A 24,800-nucleotide genomic window follows, 5' to 3' on the forward strand; every position below is an offset into this window, starting at 1 on the left:
TTTCGCCGTGCCAATGCTGTCCGCTCAACCCTGCGCGGCGACGCTTCCGGCGCTGCCGACCAGCACCAGTTCGAACACCAGCCAGGCGACGAAGCCCACCAGCAGGATCGCGCCTTCGCGCCGGCTGACTTGCAGGTCACCGCGCAGCATCGGGTAGATCACCAGCGCGAACGCCAGCGCCGCCGGCAACGCGTAGCGCACCAGCAGGCCCGGCAGCACCAGCGGTTGCCACGCCGCCATCGCGCCGATGATCACCAGCAGGTTGAACACGCTGGAACCGACCACGTGGCCGACCACCAGGTCGCCCTGCCCGCGGCGCGCGGCAACCACCGCGGCGGCGACCTCCGGCAAGGCAGTGCCGATCGCCACCGGGATCAGGCCGGTCAGCAGCGGCGACAGGCCGAGTCCTTCGCCAAGCGGCAGCGCATTGGTGACCACCAGCCGCGAACCGAAGTACAGCAGCACGGCGGCGATCGCGAAGCGGATCAGGTTGAGTCCGAGGTCATTGCTGGTGCGTGCGAACGCGGCCATCTCGGCCTGCAGTTCCGGCGCCTCGCGGCGGCTGCGTGCGGATGCGAAGGCGACCACCGCCACGAATGCGAGCAGCAGGCCGAAGCCCTCGATCCGTCCGAGCCCGCCATCGAGGCCGAGCACGATGACTGCCAGCGTGCCCACCACCAGCACCAGCAACAACGGCCCGAGGCTGCGCCAGCGCACCAGCAGCGGCGCCGCCAGCGCGGCCGCGCCCAGCGTCAGGCCGAAGTTGGCCACGTTGCTGCCCACGGCGTTGCCAAGCGCGAGATCCGGTTGGCCCAGCGCGATCGCATGCACGTTGACCGCGATCTCCGGCAGCGAGGTGCCGAATGCGACCAGCACCAGCCCCGCAACGAACGGCGATGCGCCGAAACGCTGGGCCAGCCCGGCCGAACCCTTGACGATCGAATCGCCACCCAGACCCAGCAATACCAGTCCCAGCACGAACAGGCCGATGGCTTCGAACATGATCCTGGCTCCCCGTGGTTGATCGTGCCGATTCTATGCCGATCAGCTGCAGCCTTCGACGTAATCGACCTGTGGCGGCACGCCGACCCGCCATTCGGTGACGACATCGTCGGCATCGGTCTCGAACACCAGCACGCCGTCGCCGCCTTCCTGGCCCACGCGCAGGTAATGGCCGCCCTCGACGTACTTGTGGTTCTGCTGCTCGACACCGGGGTACAGCGCCTCGATCTGCGTGGCATCCATCCCGAGCTCGCCGCCACCGGGCGCGGCCATGGTTTCGTTGGACACGCTGTAGCGCACGAACTCGCCGCCCTCGAACATCAGCGCGAAGTACGCGATGTCCGGTTGGCCAACGGGGTTGAGGTGGAAACAGGACGACCCGTCCGCGGCGGGCTCGCCGTTGAGTTCGCCGTCCCAGGCCGCGATGACCTCGTCGGCGCTCATGCCAAAACGGGCCGGGCCGTAGCCGTCGAAGCGGGCTGCGCCGACGTTGCTGTCGTCGGCGTCGGGCCCGGCCGGGTCGCCCGGCATCGGGGTGCCCGGAGGCGCGGTGGCCGGCGGAATATCCTCGCTCGGCTGGTCGACCGTCGCGGCCGGTGGGGAGGTCGTGGCGGCGGTGTCGCCGGCGCCGCGGTCGGCGCAGGCGGCCATGGCCAGGACCATGAGGGTCAGTGCGGGCAACGCAAGCTTCATCGGGATTTCCTGCTGCAAATGGACGCCGGCAGGCTACCGGGATGGCGTGAATGCAACGCGAAACGGACCCCGCCGGCCGCGCCGCATGCCGTTCCGCTACGAGGCGCCGAAATGCTTGCGCAGCCCCGCCCAGCAATCCTGGTAGTCGCGCTGCCGATGCGCGGCCTCGATCGCCTGCGCGGTCGGACGGATCACCGCGCGGGTCTCGAACATGAAGGCCATGGTGTCGCGCACCACGTCGGGCTTGGACAGGTCGGCCGCGCTGGCCTTCTCGAACGTCGCCGCGTCCGGGCCGTGGCCGGTCATGCAGTTGTGCAGGCTGGCGCCGCCGGGCACGAAGCCCTCGGCCTTGGCGTCGTAGGCGCCGTGGATCAGGCCCATGAACTCGCTGGCGATGTTGCGGTGGAACCACGGCGGCCGGAACGTGTCCTGCGCCACCAGCCAGCGCGGCGGGAAGATCGCGAAGTCCATGTTGCTGGTGCCGGGCGTGTCGCTGGGCGAATGCAGTACCAGGAAGATCGACGGATCGGGATGGTCGAAGCTGATCGAGCCGATCGCGTTGAAGCGGCGCAGGTCGTACTTGTATGGCGCGTAGTTGCCGTGCCAGCCGACCACGTCGAGCGGGCTGTGGCCGATGTCGGCGCGCCACAGGTGGCCCTGGAACTTGGCAATCAGTTCGAAGTCGCCCTCGACGTCCTCGAACGCCGCCTGCGGGGCGAGGAAGTCGCGCGGGTTGGCCAGGCCGTTGCTGCCGATCGGGCCGAGGTCGGGCAGCCGCAGCAGCGCACCGAAGTTCTCGCAGACGTAACCGCGCGCCACGCCGTCCGGCAGCTCGACCCGGAAGCGCACGCCGCGCGGGATCACCGCGATCTCCTGCGGTTCGACCTCGAGCACGCCCAGCTCGGTGGCGATGTGCAGCCGGCCCTGCTGCGGCACGATCAGCAGCTCGGCATCGGCGTCGTAGAAGAACCGCCCCTGCATCGAGGCGTTGGCGGCGTACAGGTGCACGCCGACCCCGGTCATCGCCGCCGGGCCGCCGTTGCCGGCCATGGTGAACAGGCCGTCGACGAAATCGGTCGGGGCGTCGACGCCCGGCATCGGCAACGGGTCCCAGCGCATCTGGTCCGGGCTGACCGGACCGGCGTCGAAATCGTTGTGCAATCGCGGCTGCGCGTAGGCCTCGAACGTCCCGTGCATCGCCGCCGGACGGATCCGGTACAGCCAGCTGCGCCGGTTGGCGCCGCGCGGCGCGGTGAACGCGGAGCCGGTCAGCTGCTCCGCGTACAACCCATGGGCGACCCGCTGCGGCGAGTTGCGCCCGACCGGCAGCGTGCCGGCGATGGCCTCGCTGGCGAACTCGTTGCCGAAGCCCGACTGGTAGCCGTTCGATTGCATCGCCGGCGCTCCCGCTTACAGCACGCCGCGCTTGATCTGGTCGCGCTCGATGCTCTCGAACAGCGCCTGGAAGTTGCCCTCGCCGAAGCCCTCGTTGCCCTTGCGCTGGATGATCTCGAAGAAGATCGGGCCGATCGCATTGGTGGTGAAGATCTGCAGCAGCAGGCGCTTCTTGGTCTCCATGTCGGCGTCGAGCAGGATCTTGTTCTTCTGCAGGCGCGCGACGTCTTCGGTGTGGCCCGGCACGCGCTGGTCGATCACCTCGAAGTAGGTGTCGGGCGTGTCGAGGAAGTCGATGCCGGCATCGCGCATCGCCTCGACCGTGGTGTAGATGTCGTCGGTGAAGCAGGCGATGTGCTGGATGCCCTCGCCCTTGTAGGCGTCGAGGTACTCGTTGATCTGCGACTTCGGATCATTCGACTCGTTGAGCGGGATGCGGACCACACCGTCGGGCGCGGTCATCGCCTTCGACACCAGCCCGGTCTTGGCGCCCTTGATGTCGAAGTACTTGATCTCGCGGAAGTTGAACAGCTTCTCGTAGTACTCCGACCACTTGGCCATGTTGCCGAAGTAGAGGTTGTGGGTCAGGTGGTCGATGAAGGTCAGGCCGAACCCCTTCGGGTCCTGGTCGGCGCCCTGCACCGGCAGGAAGTCGTCGCCGTAGACGCTGCCCTTGTCGCCGTAGCGATCGACCAGGTACAGCATGCAGTCGCCGATGCCCTTGACCACCGGCGCGTCGACTGCCTTGGTATCGGCCTTGTGGTCGATCGCCTCGCCACCGTTGCCGAGCACGGTCTGGCAGACCTTGTCGGCCGGCTCCTTGAAGCGGATCGCGAAACCGGTCGCGCACGGGCCGTGGGCCTTGGCGAAATCGGCGGCGAAGCTGTCCGGGTCCTCGTTGACCAGGAAGTTGACGCCGCCCTGGCGGTAGACCGTGATCTGACGGGTCTTGTGCTGCAGCACCGCGCTGAAGCCCATCTTGCGGAAGTAGTCGTGCAGCATCTCGCCCTGGCCCTGCGGCGCGGCGAATTCGACGAACTCGAAACCGTCGATGCCGAGCGGGTTTTCGAACGTGGTGACCTGCATGCCGAGGTTGGGCTGGGCGCTCATGGGAGACTCCGGGACTGGACTGGATGACGGGCGGGCGGCGGACGGGCCGTTCGCAATAGAGGTTATAGTTTCACATGAAACCATACACAAGGCACGGCGCAGCATGAATGGATACAGGGCCACCCCCGCGGCGCACGCGCAACTCGACCTCGAACATTTCCTGCCGTACCGGCTGTCGGTGCTGTCGAACCGGGTCAGCAGCGCGATCGCGCGGGTCTACGTCGAACGTTTCGCCCTGGGCGTAACCGAGTGGCGGGTGATGGCCGTGCTGGGCCGCTATCCGGACCTGTCGGCCAACGAAGTCGCCCAGCGCACCGCGATGGACAAGGTCGCGGTCAGCCGCGCGGTCGCGCGCCTGGTCGAGGCCGGCCGGCTCGATCGCGAGATCCACGACGACGATCGCCGGCGCTCGGTATTGCGCCTGAGCGAGACCGGCCAGTTGATCTACGACGAGGTCGCGCCGCTCGCGCTCGGCTTCGAACGCCGCCTGCTCGACGGCATGGATGCGGCCGAGCGCGAGTTGCTGTTCCGCCTGCTCGACCGGCTCGACGAGCTGGAGATCCGCGCCGAAGCGGAGCCGGCGCGGGATTGACCCCCGCCCGAAGTCGCTCGATCCAATCCCCTGTAGGAGCGGCTTCAGCCGCGATCTGGAATCGGTCGCCCGCGCCGGCCCCCGATCGCGGCTGAAGCCGCTCCTACCAAGCGGTGGACATCGCGCCGTCAAAGCAGAACGGCGACCCGTGGGCCGCCGTTCCGCTGTCCTGCAACAACCCTCAGGTCACCGCAGTTCCTGGTCCGTGCGGGTCCCCGCCGCACCCGGTTCGCCGATCTCGCCCTGGCCGGCCAGCGCGCGGTCATGGTGTGCGTTGTCGACGTCCTCGTGCATCAGCTTCTTGATGAACGGCGACACCAGGATCACGGCGGCACCGACGCCGACCGCGATCCAGCCGATCTTGCTGTAGACGTCCATGACCGGCGCGGCGCCCTCGGCCACTTCGGCACCATGTCCGCCGGTCGCGCTGGCGATCAGCCCACCGATGAAATTGCCGGCAGCGGTCGACAGGAACCAGGTGCCCATCATCAGGCTCATCAACTTGGCCGGTGCGAGCTTGGTCATCGCCGACAGGCCGACCGGCGACAGGCACAGCTCGCCCATGGTGTGCAGCAGGTAGATCAGGAAGATGAAGACCACCGGCGTCAGGTTCTCGGTGCCAGTCGCCAGCACGCCCGCCACCAGCACCAGGAAGCCCGCGCCAAGCTGGATCAGGCCGAGGCCGAACTTGGCCGGGGTCGACGGCTCCCAGCCGCGCTTGGCCAGCCACAGCCACAGCCACGCGAACACCGGCGCCAGCAGGATGATGTAGGCCGCGTTGAGCGACTGGAACATCGACGCCGGGACTTCCCAGCCGAAGATGTTGCGGTTGACCTGCTCGTCGGTATAGACGTTGAGCGACGAGCCGGCCTGCTCGAACAGCGCCCAGAACAGCGGCTGCAGCGCGATCAGGAACAGCGCCGCGAGGATGCGGTCGCGGTCGATGCGGTCGAGCTTGAACACCGCCGTGTACAGGAAATAGATCACCACGATCGCGCCGGTCAGGCCGAGCAGTCCGCCGACGATCGACTGGTACTGCACCAGCCACCAGACCACGCCCACGCCGACCAGCGCGGCCAGGTAGATCATCCATTCCAGCGGCACGCCCATCACCGGGCGCTTGAGCGCGGCCGGGTCCGGCGCCTCGCCGCGGCCCAGCAACAGCGGCTTGCCCCAGACGAACACGACCAGGCCCAGCAGCATGCCAACGCCGGCGGCGCCGAAGCCCCAGCCCCAGCCCCAGGTCTGCCCGAGGTAGCCGACGATCAGCGAACCCAGGAACGCACCCAGGTTGATGCCCATGTAGAAGATCGTGAACGCCGGGTCGCGGCGCGCATCGCCCTGGCCGTACAGCTGGCCGACGATCACCGAGATGTTGGCCTTGAGGAAGCCGACGCCCATGATGATGAAGGCCAGCGCCAGCCAGAACACGTTGAGCATCGGCGAGTCCTGCCCGCCGGTGCCCTCGAATGCCATCAGGCCGTGGCCGATCACCAGCAGGATCGCGCCGAACAGCACCGCCTTGCGCTGGCCGAGGTAGCGGTCCGCAAGCAGGCCGCCCACCACCGGGGTGATGTAGACCAGCGCGGTGTACGCACCATAGATGACGTAGGCCTTCTCTTCCGCGAACAGCCAGTGCTGCAGCAGGTAGAAGATCAGGATCGCGCGCATGCCGTAGTAGGAGAAGCGCTCCCACATCTCGGCGAAGAACAGCACGAACAGGCCGCGCGGATGGCCGAGGAAGGTCTTGCCTTCGACGGCGTTGGCTGGATTGGTGGCCACTGGTTTCGCTACTCCCAAACGGTGATCGACTGCCCCCTGGGGCCGCCTGGTTGGATATCAGACTGGCGCGGTCACGCCCGTACGGCGAATCGTCAACCCATGGGCTGGACGAAAACGCAGTAGGTTTAACTGGTGCGTAACACGTGCGTCAAATGAACAGGGCGATGGTGCGTCGCACCATGGCTGCGCCGACCGTCAGCGCGTCTCCAACCCCACCGAGGTCCGCACCTCGAACAGCTCCGGGAAGAACGTCAGCTCCAGCGCCTGCTTGAGGAAGCCGACCCCGGAGGAGCCGCCGGTGCCGCGCTTGAAGCCGATGATCCGCATCACCGTGCGCATGTGGCGGAAGCGCCACAGCTGGAACTGGCTTTCCAGGTCCACCAGGTCCTCCAGCAGGTGGTAGGCCTGCCAGTGCGCCTCGGTGTCCTCGTAGATGCGCTCGAACACCGGCAGTAGCGCCGGATCGGAGCCGCGCGCCTTCGACCAGTCGCGTTCGACCAGGTGCGCCGGCACCGCGTGGCCGTGCCGGGCCAGGTAGCGCAGCGCCTCGTCGTACAGGCTGGGTGATTCCAGCACCTCGCGCAGCGAGGCCTCGGCGGCCGGGTCGTGGGCGAACACCTTGAGCATCGAGGCGTTCTTGTTGCCCAGCAGGAACTCGATGGTCCGGTACTGCAGCGACTGGAACCCCGACGATGGCCCGAGGATGTCGCGGAAGCGCATGTAGTCCGACGGCGTCAGCGTCTCCAGCACCGACCACATCTCGGTCAGCTGGCGCAGCACCTGCTTGCAGCGCGCGAAGCTCTTCTGGCAGCTGCCCAACTGGTCTTCGCGCAGGTGCACCACCGCGGCCTTGAGCTCGTGGATCATCAGCTTCATCCACAGCTCCGAGACCTGGTGCTGGACGATGAACAGCAGCTCGTCGTGCTCGGCCGGGTTCGACAACGGGTGCTGGGCGTCGAGCAGCCGGTCCAGGTGCAGGTAGCCGGCGTAGCTCATCCGTCCGGACAGGTCGGTATGGATGCCGGTTTCCAGCTCACGCTCGTTGTTGTCGACGCTCATCGCTTGCTCCTGTGCGGTCGCAAAGGGTAGCGCATCGGGATCTGCCGCCCGCTTGATCCAGGGCAAGCGCGACGGCCCTCATGCCGCATCGCGCAACGGTTTTTTCCGGCGCCCCCGGTATGATCGGGGGTCTCCCGCATGACCGAGGAACGCGTGCAATGACGGTCGCCGCATCGTTCGAAATCGAATATCTCCAGTACCTCGGCCCCGACGGCAAGCCCGTCGGCGAGCTGCCCAAGGCCTTCCGTGATCCCAAGGCGCTGCTGCCGCTGTTCAAGCAGATGCTGTTCGTGCGCACCTTCGACAGCAAGGCGATCAAGCTGCAGCGCACCGGCAAGCTCGGCACCTACGCCGCCAGCCTCGGCCACGAGGCCACCCACGTCGGCATCGGTGCCTCGATGCAGCCCGACGACGTGTTCGCGCCGAGCTACCGCGAGTACGGCGCGCAGTTCATGCGCGGCGTGAAGCCGCGCGAGGTGCTGCTGTACTGGGGCGGCGACGAGCGCGGCAACGACTTCGCCGACGCGCCCAACGACTACCCCTGGTGCGTGCCGATCTCGACCCAGTGCCTGATGGCGGCCGGCGCGGCGCTGTCGTTCAAGCTGCGCAAGCAGCCGCGCATCGCGGTGGCCTGCTGCGGCGACGGCGGCTCGTCGAAGACCGATTTCTACGCCGCGCTCAACTCGGCCGGCGCGTTCACCTCGCCGCTGGTGCTGTGCGTGATCAACAACGGCTGGGCGATCTCGGTGCCGCGCAACTCGCAGACCGGCGCCAAGACGCTGGCGCAGAAGGGCCTGGCCGGTGGCCTGCACTGCCTGCAGGTCGACGGCAACGACCTGATCGCGGTGCTCGAGGCGATGCGCCGCGCCACCGAACGCGCGCGCAACGGCGAAGGCGGCAGCGTGATCGAGTTCATGACCTACCGCCTGCACGACCACACCACCGCCGACGACGCCAGCCGCTATCGCGAGGACGCCGAGGTCAAGGACGCCTGGACCCGCGAGCCGATGCTGCGCCTGCGCAGCTACCTGACCGATGCCGGGGTCTGGAGCGAGGCCGAGGAAGCCGCGTGGATCGAGGAGTGCGGCAAGCGCGTCGACGTCGAGATCAACGCCTACCTGGAGACCCCGGTGCAGCCCGTGGAAGCGATGTTCGACCACTTGTACGCCGACATGCCAGCCGACCTGCAGGCCCAGCGCCAACAGGCGATCGAACGGGAGGGCCGCGCATGAACAAGGCCGCCAGCAAGCAGCAGACCGCCGCCGCGACCGAAGCGAAGGCGCCGGCCGCGATTACCTTGATCGAGGCGATCACCCAGGCGATGGCGCACGAGATGCGCGTCGACGACAGCGTGGTCGTGCTCGGCGAGGACGTCGGCGTCAACGGTGGCGTGTTCCGCGCCACCGCCGGGCTGCACGCGCAGTTCGGTTCCGACCGCGTGATCGACACCCCGCTCGACGAAACCACGATCGCCGGCCTCACCGTCGGCATGGCCTCGCAGGGCATGAAGCCGGTCGCCGAGGCGCAGTTCGACGGCTTCATGTACCCGATGGTCGACTTCATCGTCTGCCACGCCGCGCGCATGCGCTACCGCACCCGCGGCCGGCTGTCGTGCCCGATGGTGCTACGGGTGCCGTGGGGCGGCGGCATCCGCGCGCCGGAGCACCACAGCGAGGCCAACGAGGCGATCTTCACCAACGTCCCCGGTTTGCGCGTGGTCATGCCGTCCTCGCCGCAGCGCGCCTACGGCCTGCTGCTGGCGGCGATCCGCGAGCCCGACCCGGTGATCTTCTTCGAGCCCAAGCGCATCTACCGGCAGTACAAGGAGTTGGTGCCCGACGACGGCGAGGCGCTGCCGCTGGACGTCTGCTACGTGCTGCGCGACGGCGACGACGTGACCCTGGTGACCTGGGGCGCGCAGGTCAAGGAAGCGCTTGAGGCCGCCGACAAGCTGGCGGAGGACGGCATCAGCGCCGAGGTCATCGACGTCGCCACGCTGCGGCCACTCGACTTCGCGACGATCGCCGAATCGGTATCGAAGACCGGTCGCTGCGTGATCGTGCACGAGGCGCCGAAGACCGCCGGCTTCGGCGCCGAGATCGCCGCGCGGCTGGCCGAGGAGTCGATGTACGACCTGCTCGCCCCGGTCGAACGCGTCACCGGCTACGACACCCACATCCCGCTGTTCCGGCTGGAGATGAAGTACCTGCCGAGCGTCGACCGCGTGGTCGCCGCCGCCAAGCGCGCGATGGCGGCGGGCTGAGCCCGGCGCACGACCGCGACATCCGAAGCACTGCCCGGGCGCCACGGCGCCCCCGCAAACGAAGGACTGCCATGAGCAACAACAAGAGTTTCTTCCTGCCCGACCTCGGCGAAGGCCTGCCCGACGCCACCATCGTCGAGTGGAACGTCAAGGTCGGCGACACCATCAAGCTCGACGACGCATTGGTCTCGATGGAAACCGCCAAGGCGGTGGTCGAGGTGCCCTCGCCGGTCTCCGGCAAGGTGCTGAAGCTGGCCGGCGCGGCCGGCGACGTGATCACCACCGGCGCGATGCTGGCCGAGTTCGAGGTCGACCCGTCGATGCCGCAGCGCGCCGAGGGCCAGGACACCGGCCACCACCACGGGGGGCCTGCCAAGGGCGTCGGCAGCGACGACCCGGCCGCCGACGACCGCGTGGTCGCGTCCGATGACGGTGGCGCGATCGAGGAAGACGGCGAGGCCGCCAAGGGCGAGCCACGCAAGGACAGTGGCACCGTGGTCGGGGCGATGCAATCGTCCGACGCGGTACGCAGCGAGCAGGCCAGCAGCGTCGGCGGGGTCAAGGCGATGCCGGCGGTGCGTGCGCTGGCGCGCAAGCTCAAGGTCGACCTGGCGCGGGTGAATGCCACGGGTGCTGATGGCGTGGTGACGATGGCCGATGTGAAAAAGGCGGCGGCCGACGGGTCGGCGCAGGCGGGTAGCGCCCCGACAGCGCCCTCATCCACCCTTCGGGCACCTTCTCCCGCAGGCGGGAGAAGGGAGGAGCCGGCGCGTAGCACGCTGTCGCAGGGTGGCAAGCCGATGCGCACCCAGCCCCCGGGCGTGGTTGCCAGCGGCCAGCCGGAGCAACTCAAGGGCGTGCGCCGCAACATGGCACGGGTCATGGCCGACGCGCACGCCAAGGTGGTCCCGACCACGCTGGTCGACGACGCCGACCTGCACGGCTGGATCGGCAAGCAGGACATCACCGCCCGCCTGATCCGCTCGATCTGCGCGGCCTGCAAGGAAGTCCCCGCACTCAACGCCTGGTTCGACGGCGACAAGCTGGTCCGCACGATGCACCCACACGTCGACATCGGCATCGCGGTCGACACCGACGACGGCCTGTTCGTGCCGGCCCTGCGCAATGCCGACATGCTCGACGCCGCCGGCACCCGCACCGCGATCCAGCGCCTGCGCGCGCAGGTTGGCGATCGTTCGATCCCGGCCAGCGAGTTGTCGGGCTACACCATCAGCCTGTCGAATTTCGGCATGTTCGCCGGCCGCTACGCGACCCCGGTGGTGGTGCCGCCGACGGTCGCCATTGTCGGCGCCGGCAAGCTGTCGCACGACGTCGTCGCGGTGATGGGCGGCATCGAAGTGCACCGGCGCATGCCGATTTCGCTGACCTTCGACCACCGCGCCTGCACCGGTGGCGAGGCCGCGCGCTTCCTCAAGGCGCTGCTGGACGACCTGTCCGCGCCGCAATAGACGGACGCGGCGAACATCGACACGAACGACAGGGCGGCCGCGTGCCGCCCTTGTCGTATCAGCGCCGCGTTAAAGTTGGACCGAGCCCTGTCCCGGAGAACACCCATGGCCCACCACAGCCGCCTCGCCGGATTCATCATCGACAGCCGCACCGATGATCTCGGCACGAGCGCGAACTTCTGGAGTGCCGCGCTCGGGATCGCGATTACCGACCCCGACTCCGGCGGCACCGGGCAGTACGCCGAGTTCGGCGGCGCCCCCGGCGACCTGCACGTCGAGGTGCAGAAGGTCGAGCACCCGTCGCGGGTGCACCTGGACATCGAGACCGACGACATCGACGCCGAGGTCGCGCGTCTCGAGGCGCTCGGCGCGACCAAGGTCGCGTTCGTCAAACGCTGGTGGGTGATGCAGGCGCCCGACGGCCAGCGCTTCTGCGTGGTGCGGATACGCGAGGACAACCAACGAGCCGCGCCGAACCGCTGGGATTGACCGGCGGGCTCAGTCCCCGAACCGCAACGTATCGTCGGCGACCACGCGGTCGCGGCCACCGGACTTGGCGCGGTAGAGCGCCTGGTCGGCGCGGTCGAACACCTGCTCCGGGCGGTCGCGCGTCGGGTCGCCGGCGGCGATCCCGGCCGACAGGGTCAGCGCGAACGGCAGCGACGCCCGGCTCGCTTCCGCGACGTTGCGGCGGATGCGCTCGGCAACCTCGGCTGCATCCCCGAGCCGCGCCGAAGGCAGCACCACCAGGAACTCCTCGCCCCCGTAACGCACGGCCACATCGCCGCTGCGCACCGACGAAGCCACCGCATCGGCGACCGCCCGCAGTGCACGGTCGCCCAGCAGGTGGCCGTGGCGATCGTTGACCAGCTTGAAGTGGTCGATGTCCAGCAGCATCAATACATACGGCGCGGTATCCAGCCGGGCCATGTCGATATCGCTCGCGCGCAGTTGCGACAGCCCGGCGCGATTGAGCAGGCCGGTGAGCGAGTCATGGGTCGCGGTGTGTTCGAGCCGGTCGTGGCGCCGTTGCAGGTCGAGCCGCGCCGCCTCCAACTGCTGCGCGAACGCCTCGCGCTCGGCCAGCAGGTGGCGCTGTTCCAACGCGTAGCGACGTAGTTCCAGCAGGTTCTGGGTCTGCCGCGCGAGCACTTCCAGGCTGTCGCACTGGCGCGCATCGAGGGTGCGCGGAACCACGTCGAGCACGCACACGGTGCCGATCGCATGGCCGTCGGGGCTGTGCATCGGCGCCCCGGCATAGAACCGCAGCGGGCGCCCGTCGATCCGCAAGGGGTGGCCTGCGAACCTCGCATCGGCCTCGGTATCCCCGACCAGCAGCAGCTTGCCGTCATTGGCGATCGTGTAGTCGCAGATCGCGTCGCGCCGCGGCGTTTGCGGCGGCAGGTCGCCGATGCGGGCCTTGAACCATTGGCGCTCGCGATCGACCAGCGAGATCGTCGCCGCCGGTACGTCGCAGATCATCGCGGCCAGCCGGGCGATGTCGTCGAAGGCCTGCTCCGGTCCCGTGTCGAGGATGGCATAGGCATCCAGCGCGGCCTGGCGCCTGGATTCGGTCACGGGAGGGCTGGAGCGACGGCGCGGCATGGGGACGGCTGGGTCGACGGTCACCAGCCCAGCCTATCGGGCGCGGCTGAATACGGCCCTCACGCCGACGCCACGCCCAGCCTCACGTTCCCTTGGCTGCGGCCTTCTCTCGCTCGGCCGCGACCAGCCGTCCGAGCGCGGCCTGGACCTCGGCGGTCGCGACGCCATCGCCAAGCGCCAACCCCGGGACGACCCCGCCGAACCCGTCGCGCTTGAGCGCACCGATGCGTTGCCCGGCCTCCTTCGGCGAATCGAAGCCGCCACCCTGCAGCAGCACGCGATCCCCGTCGACCAGCTTGAAGTGGAACCGGCCGTCGGCCTCGCGGTACTGCTTGAACACCGGCAGGCCCGGCCGCGCCGCGACCTCGCCGGGCTTGCCCACCGCAACGGCCGACAGGTCACGCAGGCCGACCGCATCGCGCAGCGCGCGCAGCGCCGGGATCGCACGCTCCTGCCTGAGCCGCGCGGCGCCATCGCGCAGGATCGCCTCGATCGCCGCCGGCTCGGCCATCAGCGCCTCGTAGCGCTCACGCAACGGCGCGACTTCGGAATCGATGCGCTCGAACAGCGCCTGCTTGGCGTCACCCCACGCGATGCCGGCGACAAACGCCTCGCGCATCGCGTCGGTCTCGGCCACCGACGCGAATGCCTGGTACAGCTGGAACACGTTGGAGGCATCGGCATCCTTCGGCTCGCCCGGCGCGCGCGAATCGGTGACGATCGAGAAGACCAGTTTGCGCAGTTCCGCACGCGACGCGAACAGCGGGATGGTGTTGTCGTAGCTCTTGCTCATCTTGCGGCCGTCGAGGCCGGGCAGGGTCGCCACGTGCTCCTCGATCACCACCTCGGGCAGCGTGAAGTGTTCCCCGTACAGGTGGTTGAAGCGCTGGCCGAAGTCGCGCGCCATCTCGATATGCTGGATCTGGTCGCGCCCGACCGGCACCTTGTGGGCGTTGAACAGCAGGATGTCGGCCGCCATCAGCACCGGGTACATGAACAGTCCGGCGGTGATCCCGGCATCGTCGTCCTCGCCGGCTTCGCGGTTCCTGTCGACCGCGGCCTTGTAGGCGTGTGCGCGGTTGAGGATCCCCTTGCCGGCAACGCAGGTCAGCAACCATGTCAGCTCGGTGGTCTCCGGCACGTCGGACTGGCGATAGAACCTGACCTTGTCGGGCTCCAGCCCGCAGGCCAGCCAGGTCGCGGCGATTTCCAGCGTCGAGCGTTGCACCCGTGCCGGATCCTGCACCTTGATCAGGGCATGGTAGTCGGCGAGGAAGTAGAAGCTTTCGACCCCGGCGGCATGGCTGGCGGCCACGGCCGGGCGGATCGCGCCGACGTAGTTGCCCAGGTGCGGGGTGCCGGAAGTGGTGATGCCGGTGAGGATGCGGGTGGATTGCATTGACGCGCGTTCTTGCAGGCAGGCCGGCCAGTCTACCTCTCGTGGCGGCCCTTCCCCATGCAAAGCGGGCCGGCATGGCCGGCCCGCTGGGTACCGTGCGCCGGGACGGCGCTCCGGGAGGATCCGCTCAGTTCAGGGTCTGGGTGAAGTCACGCACTTCCTGGTCGGCGCGGTCCCGGTTCCAGCCATAGCGCTCCTGCAGCTTGCCCGAGAGGTACTCGGTGTTGCCCTCGGCGACGTCGAAATCGTCATCCGTCAGGTCGCCCCATTTGGCCTGGGCCTTGCCCTTCAGCTGGCTCCACTTGCCGGCAATGATGTCGTTGTTCATGCGCGTGTCCTCTTTGTTGCGGGGGAGTCGCGATGCATCTGCACCGCACGGCCAGCTTCGCAGACACGGCATTCAAACCGGGTCACGATTGCGTTAGCTGCGGACGGTCCCGTTGCAACAAGGCCGTAAAAGAAAAAGGCCGGATTGCTCCGGCCTTTTCCTCTCAGCGACAGCGTGCTCGGATCAGCACTCGTCCGACGTATCGCAGTCGATATGGCCTTCGGCCTCGTCCTCGACTGCCTCACCGGCTTCCTGCACGTCTTCGCCAACACCCGCCATGGTGTTGCAGGCGGTCAGGGTGCCCATCGAAAACAGCGACAGCAGCATCAAAAAGACCAAACGCTTCATGGGTTTCTCCTCGAACATGGGCTTGCGGACGTTGGCCGGGCAGCGCGGGGTTGCACGACCGTGGACGCATCATCGCGTGAAGCGACGTGAAGCCGATGTGCATCCGCCGGAGTCCCGTTCAGCGTCGCGCCGTCAGTCGCGCATCAGGGTCGACTTGCCAAACAGACTCTCGACCAGGTCGATCGCGACCAGCGCGGTGGCATTGTCGCGGTCGAGGATCGGGTTGAGCTCCATGATGTCGAGCGAAGCCATGCGGCCGCTGTCGGCGATCATCTCCATGCACAGCTGCGCTTCGCGGTAGTTCGGGCCGCCCGGCACGGTGGTGCCGACGCCTGGGGCAACCGACGGGTCGAGGAAGTCGACGTCGAAACTGACGTGCAGGTGGGTGTCGGCGTCCATGCCCTCCAGCGCTTCCTCCATCACCCGCTTCATCCCGACTTCGTCGATGTAGCGCATGTCGTAGACGTCGAGGCCGTGCTGCTTGACCAGCCGCTTCTCGCCCTCGTCGACCGAGCGGATGCCGATCTGCCGGACCACGTCGGGAGTGATCGCCGGGGCGTCGCCACCCAGGTGGGTCAATGCGTGCGGGCCAAGGCCGCACAGGCACGACACCGGCATGCCGTGGATGTTGCCCGACGGGGTGACGTCGCTGGTGTTGAAGTCGGCGTGGGCGTCGAGCCACAGCACGCGCAGGGTCTTGCCGGCCTCCCGGCAGTAGCGGGCGACACCGGTGATCGAGCCCAGCCCGAGGCAGTGGTCGCCGCCGAGCAGGATCGGCATGCGGCCGCCGCTGAGCTCGGCGTGCATCGCCTCCATCACCACGCGGTTCCACTCGGTGACCTCGGGCAGGTGGCGGTAGCCGTCGACCGGCGGCAGCCACGGGTTGCGCGGGCCGCCCAGGTTGCCGCGGTCGAGCACGTCGACGCCGCGGGCGGTGAGTGCTTCGCCGAGGCCGGCGATGCGCAGCGCTTCGGGCCCGAGCCGCGCTCCGCGGTCCCCGGCACCGATGTCGGTCGGTGCGCCGATGATCGAGACAGGTGGGTGCGTGCGGCTCATGGGCGTCTCCTTGACGTGGTGCCGGCTGTCAGAGTCGAACTGACGACCTACCGCTTACAAGGCGGTTGCTCTACCAACTGAGCTAAGCCGGCGAAACGCCCATTCTAACGTGCGTCGGCAGTGGCTACCGGAGCGAAGCCATCACAGTCGATTGGCTCGGCGCGTTCGGCACCGACGCGGTCGCGGGCGGCTTCGATATCGAAACCGCCGGCCGCACCGGCATCGATCCAGTGTTCGGCCGGGCCGGCCCCCACCGGCGCGATCTCCGCCTTGAACCCGGCCGCGGAGAGCGTCGCCACCCGTTCGCGCGCCGACGCCGCGTTGCCGTACAGGCCGAGGGCGAGCGAACGCGCGTCGTCACCGTCGCGGACCACGAAATGGTCCCTGAACCCGGCCGCGGCGACCCGTTCGGCTGCAGCCTCGGTCTGTTCCATGCTTTCGAACGGCGGCAGGAACACCTTCCAGTTGCGCGGGGTGCCGCTGTACTCGCGTCGCGCCCGCGACTGCAGCACCAGCGGTTCGAGGTTCGCCTGCGCCTGCGTGGCGGCCGCGGTGGCGGCGAAGGGACCGAAGCTGGCGCATTGGCTGATTTCCGGTCCGGCCGATGCAACCGGCGGCGTTGCGGCCGCCGGGGCGGTCCCGCCTTCCACGAGTTGCAGGGTCGCGACGCCGGGCGCCGGCGGCTGTGACGGTGGCGCCGGGGGCGCCGGCCGCAGCCCCCACCACAGGGCCACGCCGAGGTTGAGAACCAGCAGCAATACGATGGACGCGCGGATCAGCATGGCGGCGATTGTAGGGCAGCCCGCTACGATCACCCACGCCAGTCGAAGGACGCCCAGTGCGCGAGGCCGTCGAGTACCAGGGTCGGTACGAGTCGCGCCGACGGCAGGTGACCTGCCAGGCCGGGCGCACCGCCCCCGTGCAGGACCAGCGCCGGTTCCGTGCCCAGCTCGCGCCGGGCCCCGGCCAGGCTGCGTTCGACCAGCCCGAGCGCCGCGCCGTCACAGCCCGATGCCAGCGCATCGATGGTGTCGTCGGCGAACTCGCGGTAGTGGCCCCCCTCGACGGGGAGTTGCGTGGCACGCCGATGCAACGCTTCGCGCATCAGCGTGGGCGACGGCGCGATGCGGCCACCGCGGTGCCGCCCATCGGCATCGAGCAGGTCGATCGTCAACGCCGTACCGATCCCGCACACAAGCGCCGGGCCGGTGTTCCCGGCCTGCACCGCGAGCATCGCGAGGAAGCGGTCGACGCCGAGTCGCGCCGGTTCCGCGTAGGCGATCCGCAGCCCGCCCCATCGACGGGCCGTGCGCGCGATGGCGATGCGTCGGCACCGGGTGGAGAGCGCCTGCAGAACGGTGACCCGTACGTCGTCCGCCGCGACGCTGGCGAGGTAGGCGACATCGATCGACCCCGGCAGTTGGCGCGCGATTTCGGCACCGAAATCCGCGCTGTCGTGCGCAATCGCAACCACCTCGCCCACCCGGCCCCCGTCATCCAGTGGCGCGGCCTTGAGCCGGGTGTTGCCGAGGTCGAATACCCAGTGGTTCACGTCGCCGTCCCCGCACGGCGCACGCTGACCTCGCCGGAATGGAAGCTGCGCTCGTCGCCATCGTCCAGGCGTACCTGCAGGGCGCCGTCCGGGGCGAGGCCGAGCGCGGTGCCGGCCAGTACCTCGTGGTCGCCGCATACGACGACCGGCTGCCCGGCAAGCGCGTCGAGCGCGGCGTAGCGCGGCAGGAATGGCGCCAGCCCGGCGGCGTCGAACTCGTCGAGCGCCGGCAACCAGCGTTCCAGCAACGTGGCGGCCAGTGCGTTGCGCGATGGCACCGTGTCCGCAAGCCCGGCGAGGTCGCACCAGGGCTGGTCGATCCGCGCCGCGGACGCCGCCGGCATCCGTACGTTCAGGCCCAGCCCGATCACGGCGCGCACCGGCCCGGCATGTTCGCCACCGCCCTCGACCAGCAGGCCGCCCAGCTTGCGCAGGCCGCCGTCCGGAGCCGGCACGACCAGGTCGTTGGGCCATTTCAGGCGAACCCCGGCGAAGCCAGCCGCGTGCAGCGCCTCGACGCTGGCGATGCCCGCGACCAGGCTGAGCCCGCCAAGCCGCGAGAGTCCGCCGGCAAAGCTGCGCGACACCGACAGGTACACGTGCGCGGCCAGCGGCGAAGCCCACTCACGGCCCCGTCGCCCCCGGCCGCCGGTCTGGCGTTCGGCCAACAGGATGGTCGCGGCACCGTCGGCCGCGCTGGGCCGGCGCAGCAGCTCGCTGTTGGTCGAATCCACCGTCCAGGCGACCTCCACCGTGGCGGCGCGGGCGCGGGCGGACGGAGGCAGCGCGGCCGCGATCGCATCGCTGTCGAGCAGTTCCAGCGGTTGCGCCAGCGCGTAGCCGCGGCCGGGCTTGGCATCGATCATGACGCCGGCCTCGCGCAACGCTTCGATCCGCTTCCAGATGGCCGCGCGGGACTGGCCGCCCGCGTCGGCGAGGACTTCGCCGGTGGCGGGGCCCCGCGCCAGCCGCACCAGCAGCGCGCGATCGTCCATCAGCGGACCATCCGGGACACGGCGGATACCGCGCGGACTTCGACCATTGGCCGTGTGGAGGCGGTCGGCGCCAAGCCAGCCGACGCGGAGCGGGAATCGGGCATGCGGCTGATTATGCGCGAACACCATCGGCCCCGGCCGGCCCATATCGCACTGCAACATGGGTTGTCCAACCCACCTGCCCGGGTTCGCGCTATAGTCAAGAGCTGGCCGGGGCGCCTCCCGGCACGCGAGAACTCCCATGCTGCGACTCTGCCTCTGCCTGCTGATCGCCGTATCGAGCGCGACCGCGGTCGCGCGCGAAGTCAAACTGAGTTCGCCCAACAGCGGCGCCTGTTCCGACGCCAAGCCTGCCACCGCCGGCAACAAGGCGGTCGAGAACACCGCCCCCGCGGCGCCGTCGCGTACGACCGAGGTCAAGCCGAGCATCCACAGCGATGCGCCCAGCCGGCTGGGCTCGCCGCGCTGGCACAGCTTCCTGCCGGGCATGTTCCGCTAGACCGGTATCGGCCGGCGCGCGCATCGATCCGTCTTGTTCGGCCTGTTTCGCCCCCGGCGACCCTCCCCCGATGCGATTGACCCCGAGGTCTGGGCCGACACCCGGCGCGACCTGCCGTGGCTGGCGTCGCTTGGCCCGGAACGCGACGCACGGCTGCGCACGCTCACCGCGCTGTTCCTGCACCAGAAGGCCATCACTCCGGTCGGCGGGCTGCAACTCGACCCGCGCCAGCGCACCCTGCTGGCCGCGGCCTGTTGCCTGCCGTTGCTGGAATTCGGCGAACAGGGCCTGCACGGCTGGTCGCAGTTGATCGTCTACCCGGATGCGTTCCGGGTGCAGCGAACCCACGTCGATGCCGCCGGCGTGCTGCACGAGTGGGATGACGAGTTGATCGGTGAAGCCTGGGACGCCGGCCCGGTGATCCTGTCGTGGGCCGACGTGCAATCCGATTGCGCGAATCCGCACGAAGGATTCTGCGTGGCCGCGCACGAGATCGCGCACAAGCTCGACGTGCTCGATGGCCTGCTCGACGGCACCCCGCCGCTGCCGCGGGCGTGGCAGCGCGAGTGGGCGCGGGACTTCCAGCAGGCATTCGACGCGCTGGTTGCGCAGGTCGATCGCGGCGAGCCGACCGCGATCGATCCTTATGCGGCCGAGGCGCCGGAGGAGTTCTTCGCGGTCGCGACCGAGTACCACTTCAGCGACCCTGCGACGTTGCGGGCGGCGATGCCTGCGGTCGCGGCACAACTGGTGCGTTTCTACGGAGCCTCGCCCTTCGCGGATGCGCGTCTGTAGGAGCGGCTCCAGCCGCGATCACGGCGCGGCAGGGACAGCCGACTTCCGATCGCGGCTGAAGCCGCTCCTACAAAAGCGGCGTGCCTACAGCCGTGGTGGCAACTGCACTTCGAAGCGCGCGCCGCCCAACTCGTCCGACGCACTCACATCCAGCACGCCGCGGTAGGCGCGGACCAGGTCCTGCACGATCGACAGGCCGATGCCGTGGCCCTGCACCCGCTCGTCGCCGCGCACGCCGCGTTGCAACACCAGCGCGACCTTTTCCGGCGGGATCCCGGGGCCGTCGTCGTCGACCGCGATCAGCAGCCCCGGGCGCCGGTTGGGCGCGGTCTCGCCTGGGCGGATGGTCAGCAACACACGCGAGTCCGCCCACTTGAACGCGTTCTCCAGCAGGTTGCCGAGCAACTCCTGCAGGTCGCCGGGCTCACCCAGGAATTGCACGCCTTCGGTGATGTCGAACTCGCACAGCACGCCCTTGTTGGCGTAGACCTTCTCCAGGCTGCGGACAAGCTGCTCGGCATGCGGTTCGATGTCGATCGGCACCGAGAACAACGCGTGGCCGCTGGAGGCGGCGCGGGCCAGCTGGTACGACACCAGGTCGTTCATGCGGCGCAGTTGCAGGTCGACGTCCTCTCGCAGCTCGGCTTCCGGTGCATTGTCGTCGAGCCGCGCGCGCAGCACTGCCAACGGCGTCTTCAGGCTGTGGGCGAGGTCGGCCAGGGTATTGCGTTGCTGGTCGAGGTTCTCGCGCTCGATCTCGATGAAGGCATTGATGCTTTCAGCCAGGGGCTCCAGTTCGCGCGGATGGCGCTCGCTCATGCGCGAGGTGACGCCGCGCTGGACCCGCTTGAGCTCCTCGATCACCCGGCGCAGCGGGCGCAGGCTCCAGCGCAGGATCAACCCCTGCAGCAACAGCAGGATCACGCCGGCGCCACCGAGATAGCGCCACAGCGCCTCGCGGAAGACCTCCACCTGCCGGCTCAGCGCGGTGGTGTCCTCGAGGATGTAGATCGTGTACGGGAATTCGGCTTCGGGATCGTCGCCTGCGCCGGCGTAGATCAGGCCGCGGCCGTAGCGGTAGGCCTGGCCGACCTGGCCGTTGATCTCGGTGATCTCCAGCGGGCCCTCGAAGGTTTCCACCGGCGCATCGAGCAGCTTGCCGTCGGGCAGGACCGGGCCGATCGACGAGGTCGAGTCCCAGTGCCCGTTGGGCAGCACGATTTCGGCATACAGCCCGCTACCCGGCCGGTCGAAGCGCGGGTCGGGCGGCGTGTACGGGGGAATGAACGTACCGTCGCGGGCGAACTCGCTGTCGGCATAGGCCGCCGCGTAGCTGCTCATGCGCTGGTAGAGGTTGCTCTCGGCGGTCTCGAGGAATGCGCGGTCAAGCGCGTAGCCGGCCAGCGCCAGGAACGCGACCAGGCCGATGCTGGCGGCCAGCAACTGGCGTGCCTGCAGCGATCGCGGCTGTCCCCAGCTCATGCGGCGCAACCGGCCGGGGCGCCGCCACCGTCAGTGGTGCAGGCGTCGCGGCGCGGGTGCTCAGTCCCCGCTGCGCGGGATGGCAAACCGGTAGCCTCGGCCACGCACGGTCTCGATCGGTTTCAGCGTGCCTTCGGGGTCGAGCTTCTTGCGCAGGCGGCCGATGAAGACCTCCAGCACGTTGGAGTCCCGGTCGAAGTCCTGCTGGTAGATGTGCTCGGTCAGGTCGGCCTTCGAGACCAGCTCGCCGGCATGCATCATCAGGTACTCGAGCACCTTGTACTCGTAGCTGGTGAGATCGACGTTGCTGCCGTTGACGCTGACTGTCTGCGCGGCGAGGTCGAGCATCACCGGGCCGCATTCCAGGGTCGGCTTGCTCCAGCCCGCGGCACGACGCACCAGCGCGTTGAGCCGGGCCAGCAACTCCTCGACGTGGAAGGGCTTGACCAGATAGTCGTCGGCGCCCTGCTTGAGGCCCTCGACCTTGTCCTGCCAGCTCGAGCGCGCGGTCAGGATCAGCACCGGGAATTTCTTGCCCTCCTCGCGCAGCGCCTTGATCAGTTCCATGCCGGACATCTTCGGCAGGCCGAGGTCGATGATGCCCAGGTCGAACGGCACCTCGCGACCCATGTACAAGCCTTCCTCGCCATCCTGCGCGGCATCGACGGCGAAGCCTTCGCGCTTCAGGCGTGCAGCGAGGGTTTCGCGCAACGGCGCTTCGTCTTCCACCAGCAGGATTCGCATGGGTACTCCTTGTGCGGCTCGGTCAGCCCTGAATGGGGGTCATCGAGTGAAGAGTGGCGGTTCAGTTGTCGTCGTCGCGTGTACGACGCGGACGCGTAGGCGCGTCGTTGCGCACGGCGCGGCTGCGGGGATCATCGACATACACTCGGACGCGGCCGCTGGCGTCGACCACCTTGACCCGGTTGATGTCCCGGCCATCGTAAGGCACGCGCTCCGCACTCAGCACCTGGCCACCCGTGCGGCGCTCGACCCGGCGCACCGCGGCGGACAGCGCGCTGTGGTCATCACTGCGTTCGTCGCGATGGCCTGCGTGGCCGCGGTCGCTGCGACGTTCCACGAGGCTGCGGTTGGATTCACGCGAATCGGCCCGGGTGCGCTGCGCCATCGCATCGCCGGCCACCACCGTGACGGTGGTGAACAGCAGGAGCGAAATGGTGGCGACGGCGGGACGGGTCTGCATGGCGCTCACAAAGACGACTGGGAATCCCCGCGCGGCACAAGGCGGCGCAGTGGTGTTGCTGCATTGTCGGAACGAGGCAGTGAATCCGATCTGAACTTTTTCTTCACATCATGGCCTCCATTCAGCCGGGAACCCGTTGCCTTGGCAAGTCCCGCGTTCCCCGTGGTCCGCACCTCCCTCAGTAGATCTCGCCGACGCAGCAGCGCAGCGAGCCGCCGCCGGCCTCGATCGCGTCGAGTTCGACCGTACGCACCTCGAAGCCGGCGCTGGCCAAGGCATTGCGGCTGGCTGCGGTCAGCGCACGGCCAGCGGCGGCGCTCATCCACGCGATATCCTCCGACAGCGCGATCGCATTGCCGGCAAACGCGGCATGCTCGACCGGTGACAGCATCACCGCGTGCGGCGCATACAACGCTGCGATCGTCTCGACCACCGCGGGGTCGGCAAAGCCCTTCGGGCAGGCCAGCGCGGCGCGGCCGGCGAGCACCGCCAGCACCACGTTGGTGTGGTATTCGCCATCGGCAAGGTCGAACAGCAGGGTCGCGCGCAGACCCAGGGCCTCGTGCATCAGTCGCGCGCCCTCCTCGTCGCAGCGCTCGGACAGTCCGGCGAAGCCGAGCCCGCGGGCTCGGTCGATGACAAGCGCGCCGGTCAGCTCGCACGGGTGCGGCTGGGTCGACAGGTCGATCTCGGCGTAGTCGAGCACGCCGCCGAAGAAACCACGGATGTCGTCGCGCGTCGCCTCGCGCTGGCGCACCGGGTGGCGCATGCGGCCGACCACGTAGCGGCCGGCCGCGGTCGCGAACACGTTGTTGGGGAACAGCGCATCCGGGGTCTGCGGATCGCCGGCAAAGCAGATCGTCGGGATGACGTCGGCAAACGCCCGCTGCAGCTCGCGGTGCTGGGCCGAGGCACGGGCGGCGTCGAAGCCGGCGGCGTCGGCCATGTAGCGGTTGTCGGCAGCGGACTGCTCGGCCAGGCGGAAGCCGTCGGGCGCGACCATGAAGGCGGCGCGCGCGGTCGCGGGGCCGAAGTCGGTGTCGAGCCTGCGGGCGTGGTCGAGGAAGGCGGCGGTGTTGCGCGTCAGCATGGGCGGTCCCTGCGGGTTCGGGTGGAGTCAGGCTGTCGCGTCGGCGGCATCGGACTGGAACGACTCGGTGACCGCCAGCGCGCGCTCGACCAGGCTCCAGTCGGCACCCGGCTTGTGCGCGCCCTCGCTGAGCACTTGGCGGAATGCGCGGCCACCGCGCTGGTTGGCGAACAGGCCGAGCAGGTGGCGGGTGATGTGCTTCAGGAACACGCCGCGCTCGAGTTGCGATTCGACGTAGGGGCGCAAGGCGCGCAGCAGTTCGGAGCGCGGACGTTGCACGCCGCCGAACCATTCGACGTCGAGCCGATGCAGCAGGTACGGGTCGTGATATGCAGCGCGTCCAAGCATTGCGCCGTCGACGTGGTCCAGGTGAGCGGTCGCCTCGAGCGCATCGTTGATGCCGCCGTTGACGACCACCTGCAGGTCCGGCCGCTCGCGCTTGAGCCGATACGCCCAGTCGTAACGCAGCGGCGGCACCTCGCGGTTCTCCTTCGGCGACAGCCCCTGCAGCCAGGCGTTACGCGCGTGCACCACGAACATGCGGCAGCCGGCGTCGGCGACCTCGTCGATGAAGGCGCGGAAGCGGTCGTAGTCGTGGTCGTCATCGACCCCGAGCCGGCACTTGACCGTGACCGGCACGTTGCAAGCCGCGACCATCGCCGCGACCGACGCCGCAACCAGCGCCGGCTCGCGCATCAGGCAGGCGCCGAAACGCCCGGCCTGGACCCGGTCGGACGGGCAGCCGCAGTTGAGGTTGATCTCGTCGAAACCGGTGTCGGCGCCGATCCGCGCGGCCCGCGCCAGCAGGTCCGGTTCGCTGCCGCCCAGCTGCAACGCAACCGGGTGCTCGACCGGATCCATCGCCAGCAACCGCGTGCGATCGCCATGGATTACCGCATTGGCGTGGACCATCTCGGTGTACAGCCGCGCGTGCGGCGCGAGCAGGCGATGGAACACGCGGCAGTGCGAATCGGTCCAGTCCATCATCGGGGCGACGGACAGGCGCAGTTGCTCGGACGGAATTGCGGGCGCGGAGATCATCGACGGCATTGTACGGGCGCCGCCTGAGCGCTTCCCAAGCC

General features: G+C 69.0%; 26 protein-coding genes and 1 tRNA gene. 7 read left to right on the forward strand and 20 right to left on the reverse strand.

Features of this window, described 5'->3' with window-relative positions; all coding sequences use genetic code 11:
• Nucleotides 1-24: 24 nt before the first annotated feature.
• The 4 genes from ACT9F5_RS07240 to hppD all read right to left on the reverse strand — a co-directional run bounded on the left by ACT9F5_RS07240 (nt 25) and on the right by hppD (nt 4,200).
• Entirely contained in the window at nt 25-1,002 is a 978-nt protein-coding gene (locus tag ACT9F5_RS07240) for a calcium/sodium antiporter (RefSeq protein WP_445119208.1), read from the reverse strand.
• A 42-nt stretch (nt 1,003-1,044) separates the two neighbouring features.
• Nucleotides 1,045-1,695 (reverse strand): lectin, encoded by a 651-nt coding sequence (locus ACT9F5_RS07245; protein ID WP_445119209.1) that lies wholly within the window; start codon nt 1,693-1,695, stop codon nt 1,045-1,047.
• A gap of 96 nt (nt 1,696-1,791) precedes the next feature.
• Nucleotides 1,792-3,090, reverse strand: coding sequence for a homogentisate 1,2-dioxygenase (gene hmgA / locus ACT9F5_RS07250; RefSeq protein WP_445119210.1), 1,299 nt, complete (start codon nt 3,088-3,090; stop codon nt 1,792-1,794).
• 15 nt (nt 3,091-3,105) lie between these two features.
• Nucleotides 3,106-4,200, reverse strand: a complete 1,095-nt coding sequence (gene hppD / locus ACT9F5_RS07255) for a 4-hydroxyphenylpyruvate dioxygenase (protein WP_445119211.1) — start codon at nt 4,198-4,200, stop codon at nt 3,106-3,108.
• Nucleotides 4,201-4,303: 103 nt separating this feature from the next.
• Between hppD and ACT9F5_RS07260 the strand changes: the two genes are divergently transcribed.
• Complete coding sequence (locus tag ACT9F5_RS07260) at nt 4,304-4,792, forward strand: MarR family transcriptional regulator (protein WP_445119212.1); 489 nt, start codon at nt 4,304-4,306, stop codon at nt 4,790-4,792.
• A 186-nt stretch (nt 4,793-4,978) separates the two neighbouring features.
• On the opposite strand, the gene ACT9F5_RS07265 is transcribed toward ACT9F5_RS07260, so the two are convergent.
• Nucleotides 4,979-6,574 (reverse strand): oligopeptide:H+ symporter, encoded by a 1,596-nt coding sequence (locus tag ACT9F5_RS07265; RefSeq protein ID WP_445119213.1) that lies wholly within the window; start codon nt 6,572-6,574, stop codon nt 4,979-4,981.
• 195 nt (nt 6,575-6,769) lie between these two features.
• Entirely contained in the window at nt 6,770-7,633 is an 864-nt protein-coding gene (locus ACT9F5_RS07270; RefSeq protein ID WP_445119214.1) for a tryptophan 2,3-dioxygenase family protein, read from the reverse strand.
• Between the two features lie 158 nt (nt 7,634-7,791).
• Here ACT9F5_RS07270 and pdhA point away from each other — a divergent pair, with 158 nt between their 5' ends.
• The 4 genes from pdhA to ACT9F5_RS07290 all read left to right on the forward strand — a co-directional run bounded on the left by pdhA (nt 7,792) and on the right by ACT9F5_RS07290 (nt 11,854).
• Nucleotides 7,792-8,865: a pyruvate dehydrogenase (acetyl-transferring) E1 component subunit alpha gene (gene pdhA / locus ACT9F5_RS07275; protein WP_445119215.1), complete on the forward strand. Its 1,074-nt coding sequence runs from the start codon at nt 7,792-7,794 to the stop codon at nt 8,863-8,865.
• Nucleotides 8,862-9,896: a transketolase C-terminal domain-containing protein gene (locus tag ACT9F5_RS07280; RefSeq protein WP_445119216.1), complete on the forward strand. Its 1,035-nt coding sequence runs from the start codon at nt 8,862-8,864 to the stop codon at nt 9,894-9,896. The genes pdhA and ACT9F5_RS07280 overlap by 4 nt, the downstream gene beginning before the upstream one ends.
• Before the next feature lie 71 nt (nt 9,897-9,967).
• Entirely contained in the window at nt 9,968-11,365 is a 1,398-nt protein-coding gene (locus tag ACT9F5_RS07285; RefSeq protein ID WP_445119217.1) for a 2-oxo acid dehydrogenase subunit E2, read from the forward strand.
• A 105-nt stretch (nt 11,366-11,470) separates the two neighbouring features.
• A complete protein-coding gene (locus ACT9F5_RS07290) occupies nt 11,471-11,854 on the forward strand; it encodes a VOC family protein (RefSeq protein ID WP_445119218.1) in 384 nt (127 codons plus the stop codon).
• Nucleotides 11,855-11,863: 9 nt separating this feature from the next.
• On the opposite strand, the gene ACT9F5_RS07295 is transcribed toward ACT9F5_RS07290, so the two are convergent.
• The 9 genes from ACT9F5_RS07295 to birA all read right to left on the reverse strand — a co-directional run bounded on the left by ACT9F5_RS07295 (nt 11,864) and on the right by birA (nt 18,648).
• The gene (locus ACT9F5_RS07295) at nt 11,864-12,943 is read right to left on the reverse strand and encodes a diguanylate cyclase (protein WP_445119219.1); all 1,080 of its coding nucleotides are present in this window, start codon (nt 12,941-12,943) and stop codon (nt 11,864-11,866) included.
• Between the two features lie 109 nt (nt 12,944-13,052).
• A complete protein-coding gene (locus tag ACT9F5_RS07300) occupies nt 13,053-14,369 on the reverse strand; it encodes a tryptophan--tRNA ligase (RefSeq protein ID WP_445119220.1) in 1,317 nt (438 codons plus the stop codon).
• 127 nt (nt 14,370-14,496) lie between these two features.
• Nucleotides 14,497-14,697 (reverse strand): CsbD family protein, encoded by a 201-nt coding sequence (locus ACT9F5_RS07305; RefSeq protein WP_445119221.1) that lies wholly within the window; start codon nt 14,695-14,697, stop codon nt 14,497-14,499.
• Between the two features lie 183 nt (nt 14,698-14,880).
• Nucleotides 14,881-15,045 carry an entericidin A/B family lipoprotein gene (locus ACT9F5_RS07310; protein ID WP_445119222.1) on the reverse strand — a complete coding sequence of 55 codons (165 nt, stop codon included), beginning with the start codon at nt 15,043-15,045 and terminating at the stop codon, nt 14,881-14,883.
• A 132-nt stretch (nt 15,046-15,177) separates the two neighbouring features.
• The gene (gene rocF / locus ACT9F5_RS07315) at nt 15,178-16,101 is read right to left on the reverse strand and encodes an arginase (protein WP_445119223.1); all 924 of its coding nucleotides are present in this window, start codon (nt 16,099-16,101) and stop codon (nt 15,178-15,180) included.
• A gap of 16 nt (nt 16,102-16,117) precedes the next feature.
• Nucleotides 16,118-16,193, reverse strand: a tRNA-Thr gene (locus tag ACT9F5_RS07320).
• A 12-nt stretch (nt 16,194-16,205) separates the two neighbouring features.
• Nucleotides 16,206-16,883 (reverse strand): hypothetical protein, encoded by a 678-nt coding sequence (locus ACT9F5_RS07325; protein WP_445119224.1) that lies wholly within the window; start codon nt 16,881-16,883, stop codon nt 16,206-16,208.
• Nucleotides 16,884-16,912: 29 nt separating this feature from the next.
• Entirely contained in the window at nt 16,913-17,653 is a 741-nt protein-coding gene (locus ACT9F5_RS07330) for a type III pantothenate kinase (RefSeq protein WP_445119225.1), read from the reverse strand.
• The gene (gene birA / locus ACT9F5_RS07335; protein WP_445119226.1) at nt 17,650-18,648 is read right to left on the reverse strand and encodes a bifunctional biotin--[acetyl-CoA-carboxylase] ligase/biotin operon repressor BirA; all 999 of its coding nucleotides are present in this window, start codon (nt 18,646-18,648) and stop codon (nt 17,650-17,652) included. The genes ACT9F5_RS07330 and birA overlap by 4 nt, the downstream gene beginning before the upstream one ends.
• Before the next feature lie 241 nt (nt 18,649-18,889).
• Between birA and ACT9F5_RS07340 the strand changes: the two genes are divergently transcribed.
• Nucleotides 18,890-19,147, forward strand: a complete 258-nt coding sequence (locus tag ACT9F5_RS07340) for a hypothetical protein (protein WP_445119227.1) — start codon at nt 18,890-18,892, stop codon at nt 19,145-19,147.
• A gap of 33 nt (nt 19,148-19,180) precedes the next feature.
• On the forward strand, nt 19,181-19,942 hold the full coding sequence (locus ACT9F5_RS07345) for a zinc-dependent peptidase (RefSeq protein ID WP_445119228.1): 762 nt from the start codon (nt 19,181-19,183) through the stop codon (nt 19,940-19,942).
• Between the two features lie 84 nt (nt 19,943-20,026).
• Here ACT9F5_RS07345 and ACT9F5_RS07350 read toward each other — a convergent pair whose 3' ends face one another.
• From ACT9F5_RS07350 to dusA, 5 genes are all read right to left on the reverse strand, one after another.
• Nucleotides 20,027-21,424, reverse strand: coding sequence for an ATP-binding protein (locus ACT9F5_RS07350; protein WP_445119229.1), 1,398 nt, complete (start codon nt 21,422-21,424; stop codon nt 20,027-20,029).
• 60 nt (nt 21,425-21,484) lie between these two features.
• Complete coding sequence (locus ACT9F5_RS07355) at nt 21,485-22,168, reverse strand: response regulator (RefSeq protein ID WP_445119230.1); 684 nt, start codon at nt 22,166-22,168, stop codon at nt 21,485-21,487.
• Between the two features lie 61 nt (nt 22,169-22,229).
• Nucleotides 22,230-22,628: a PepSY domain-containing protein gene (locus ACT9F5_RS07360; RefSeq protein ID WP_445119231.1), complete on the reverse strand. Its 399-nt coding sequence runs from the start codon at nt 22,626-22,628 to the stop codon at nt 22,230-22,232.
• 178 nt (nt 22,629-22,806) lie between these two features.
• Nucleotides 22,807-23,718 carry an arginine deiminase-related protein gene (locus ACT9F5_RS07365; RefSeq protein WP_445119232.1) on the reverse strand — a complete coding sequence of 304 codons (912 nt, stop codon included), beginning with the start codon at nt 23,716-23,718 and terminating at the stop codon, nt 22,807-22,809.
• Between the two features lie 27 nt (nt 23,719-23,745).
• Entirely contained in the window at nt 23,746-24,768 is a 1,023-nt protein-coding gene (dusA, locus tag ACT9F5_RS07370) for a tRNA dihydrouridine(20/20a) synthase DusA (protein ID WP_445119233.1), read from the reverse strand.
• Between the last annotated feature and the right edge of the window lie 32 nt (nt 24,769-24,800).

It is taken from the genome of Lysobacter sp. F6437, assembly GCF_052547215.1.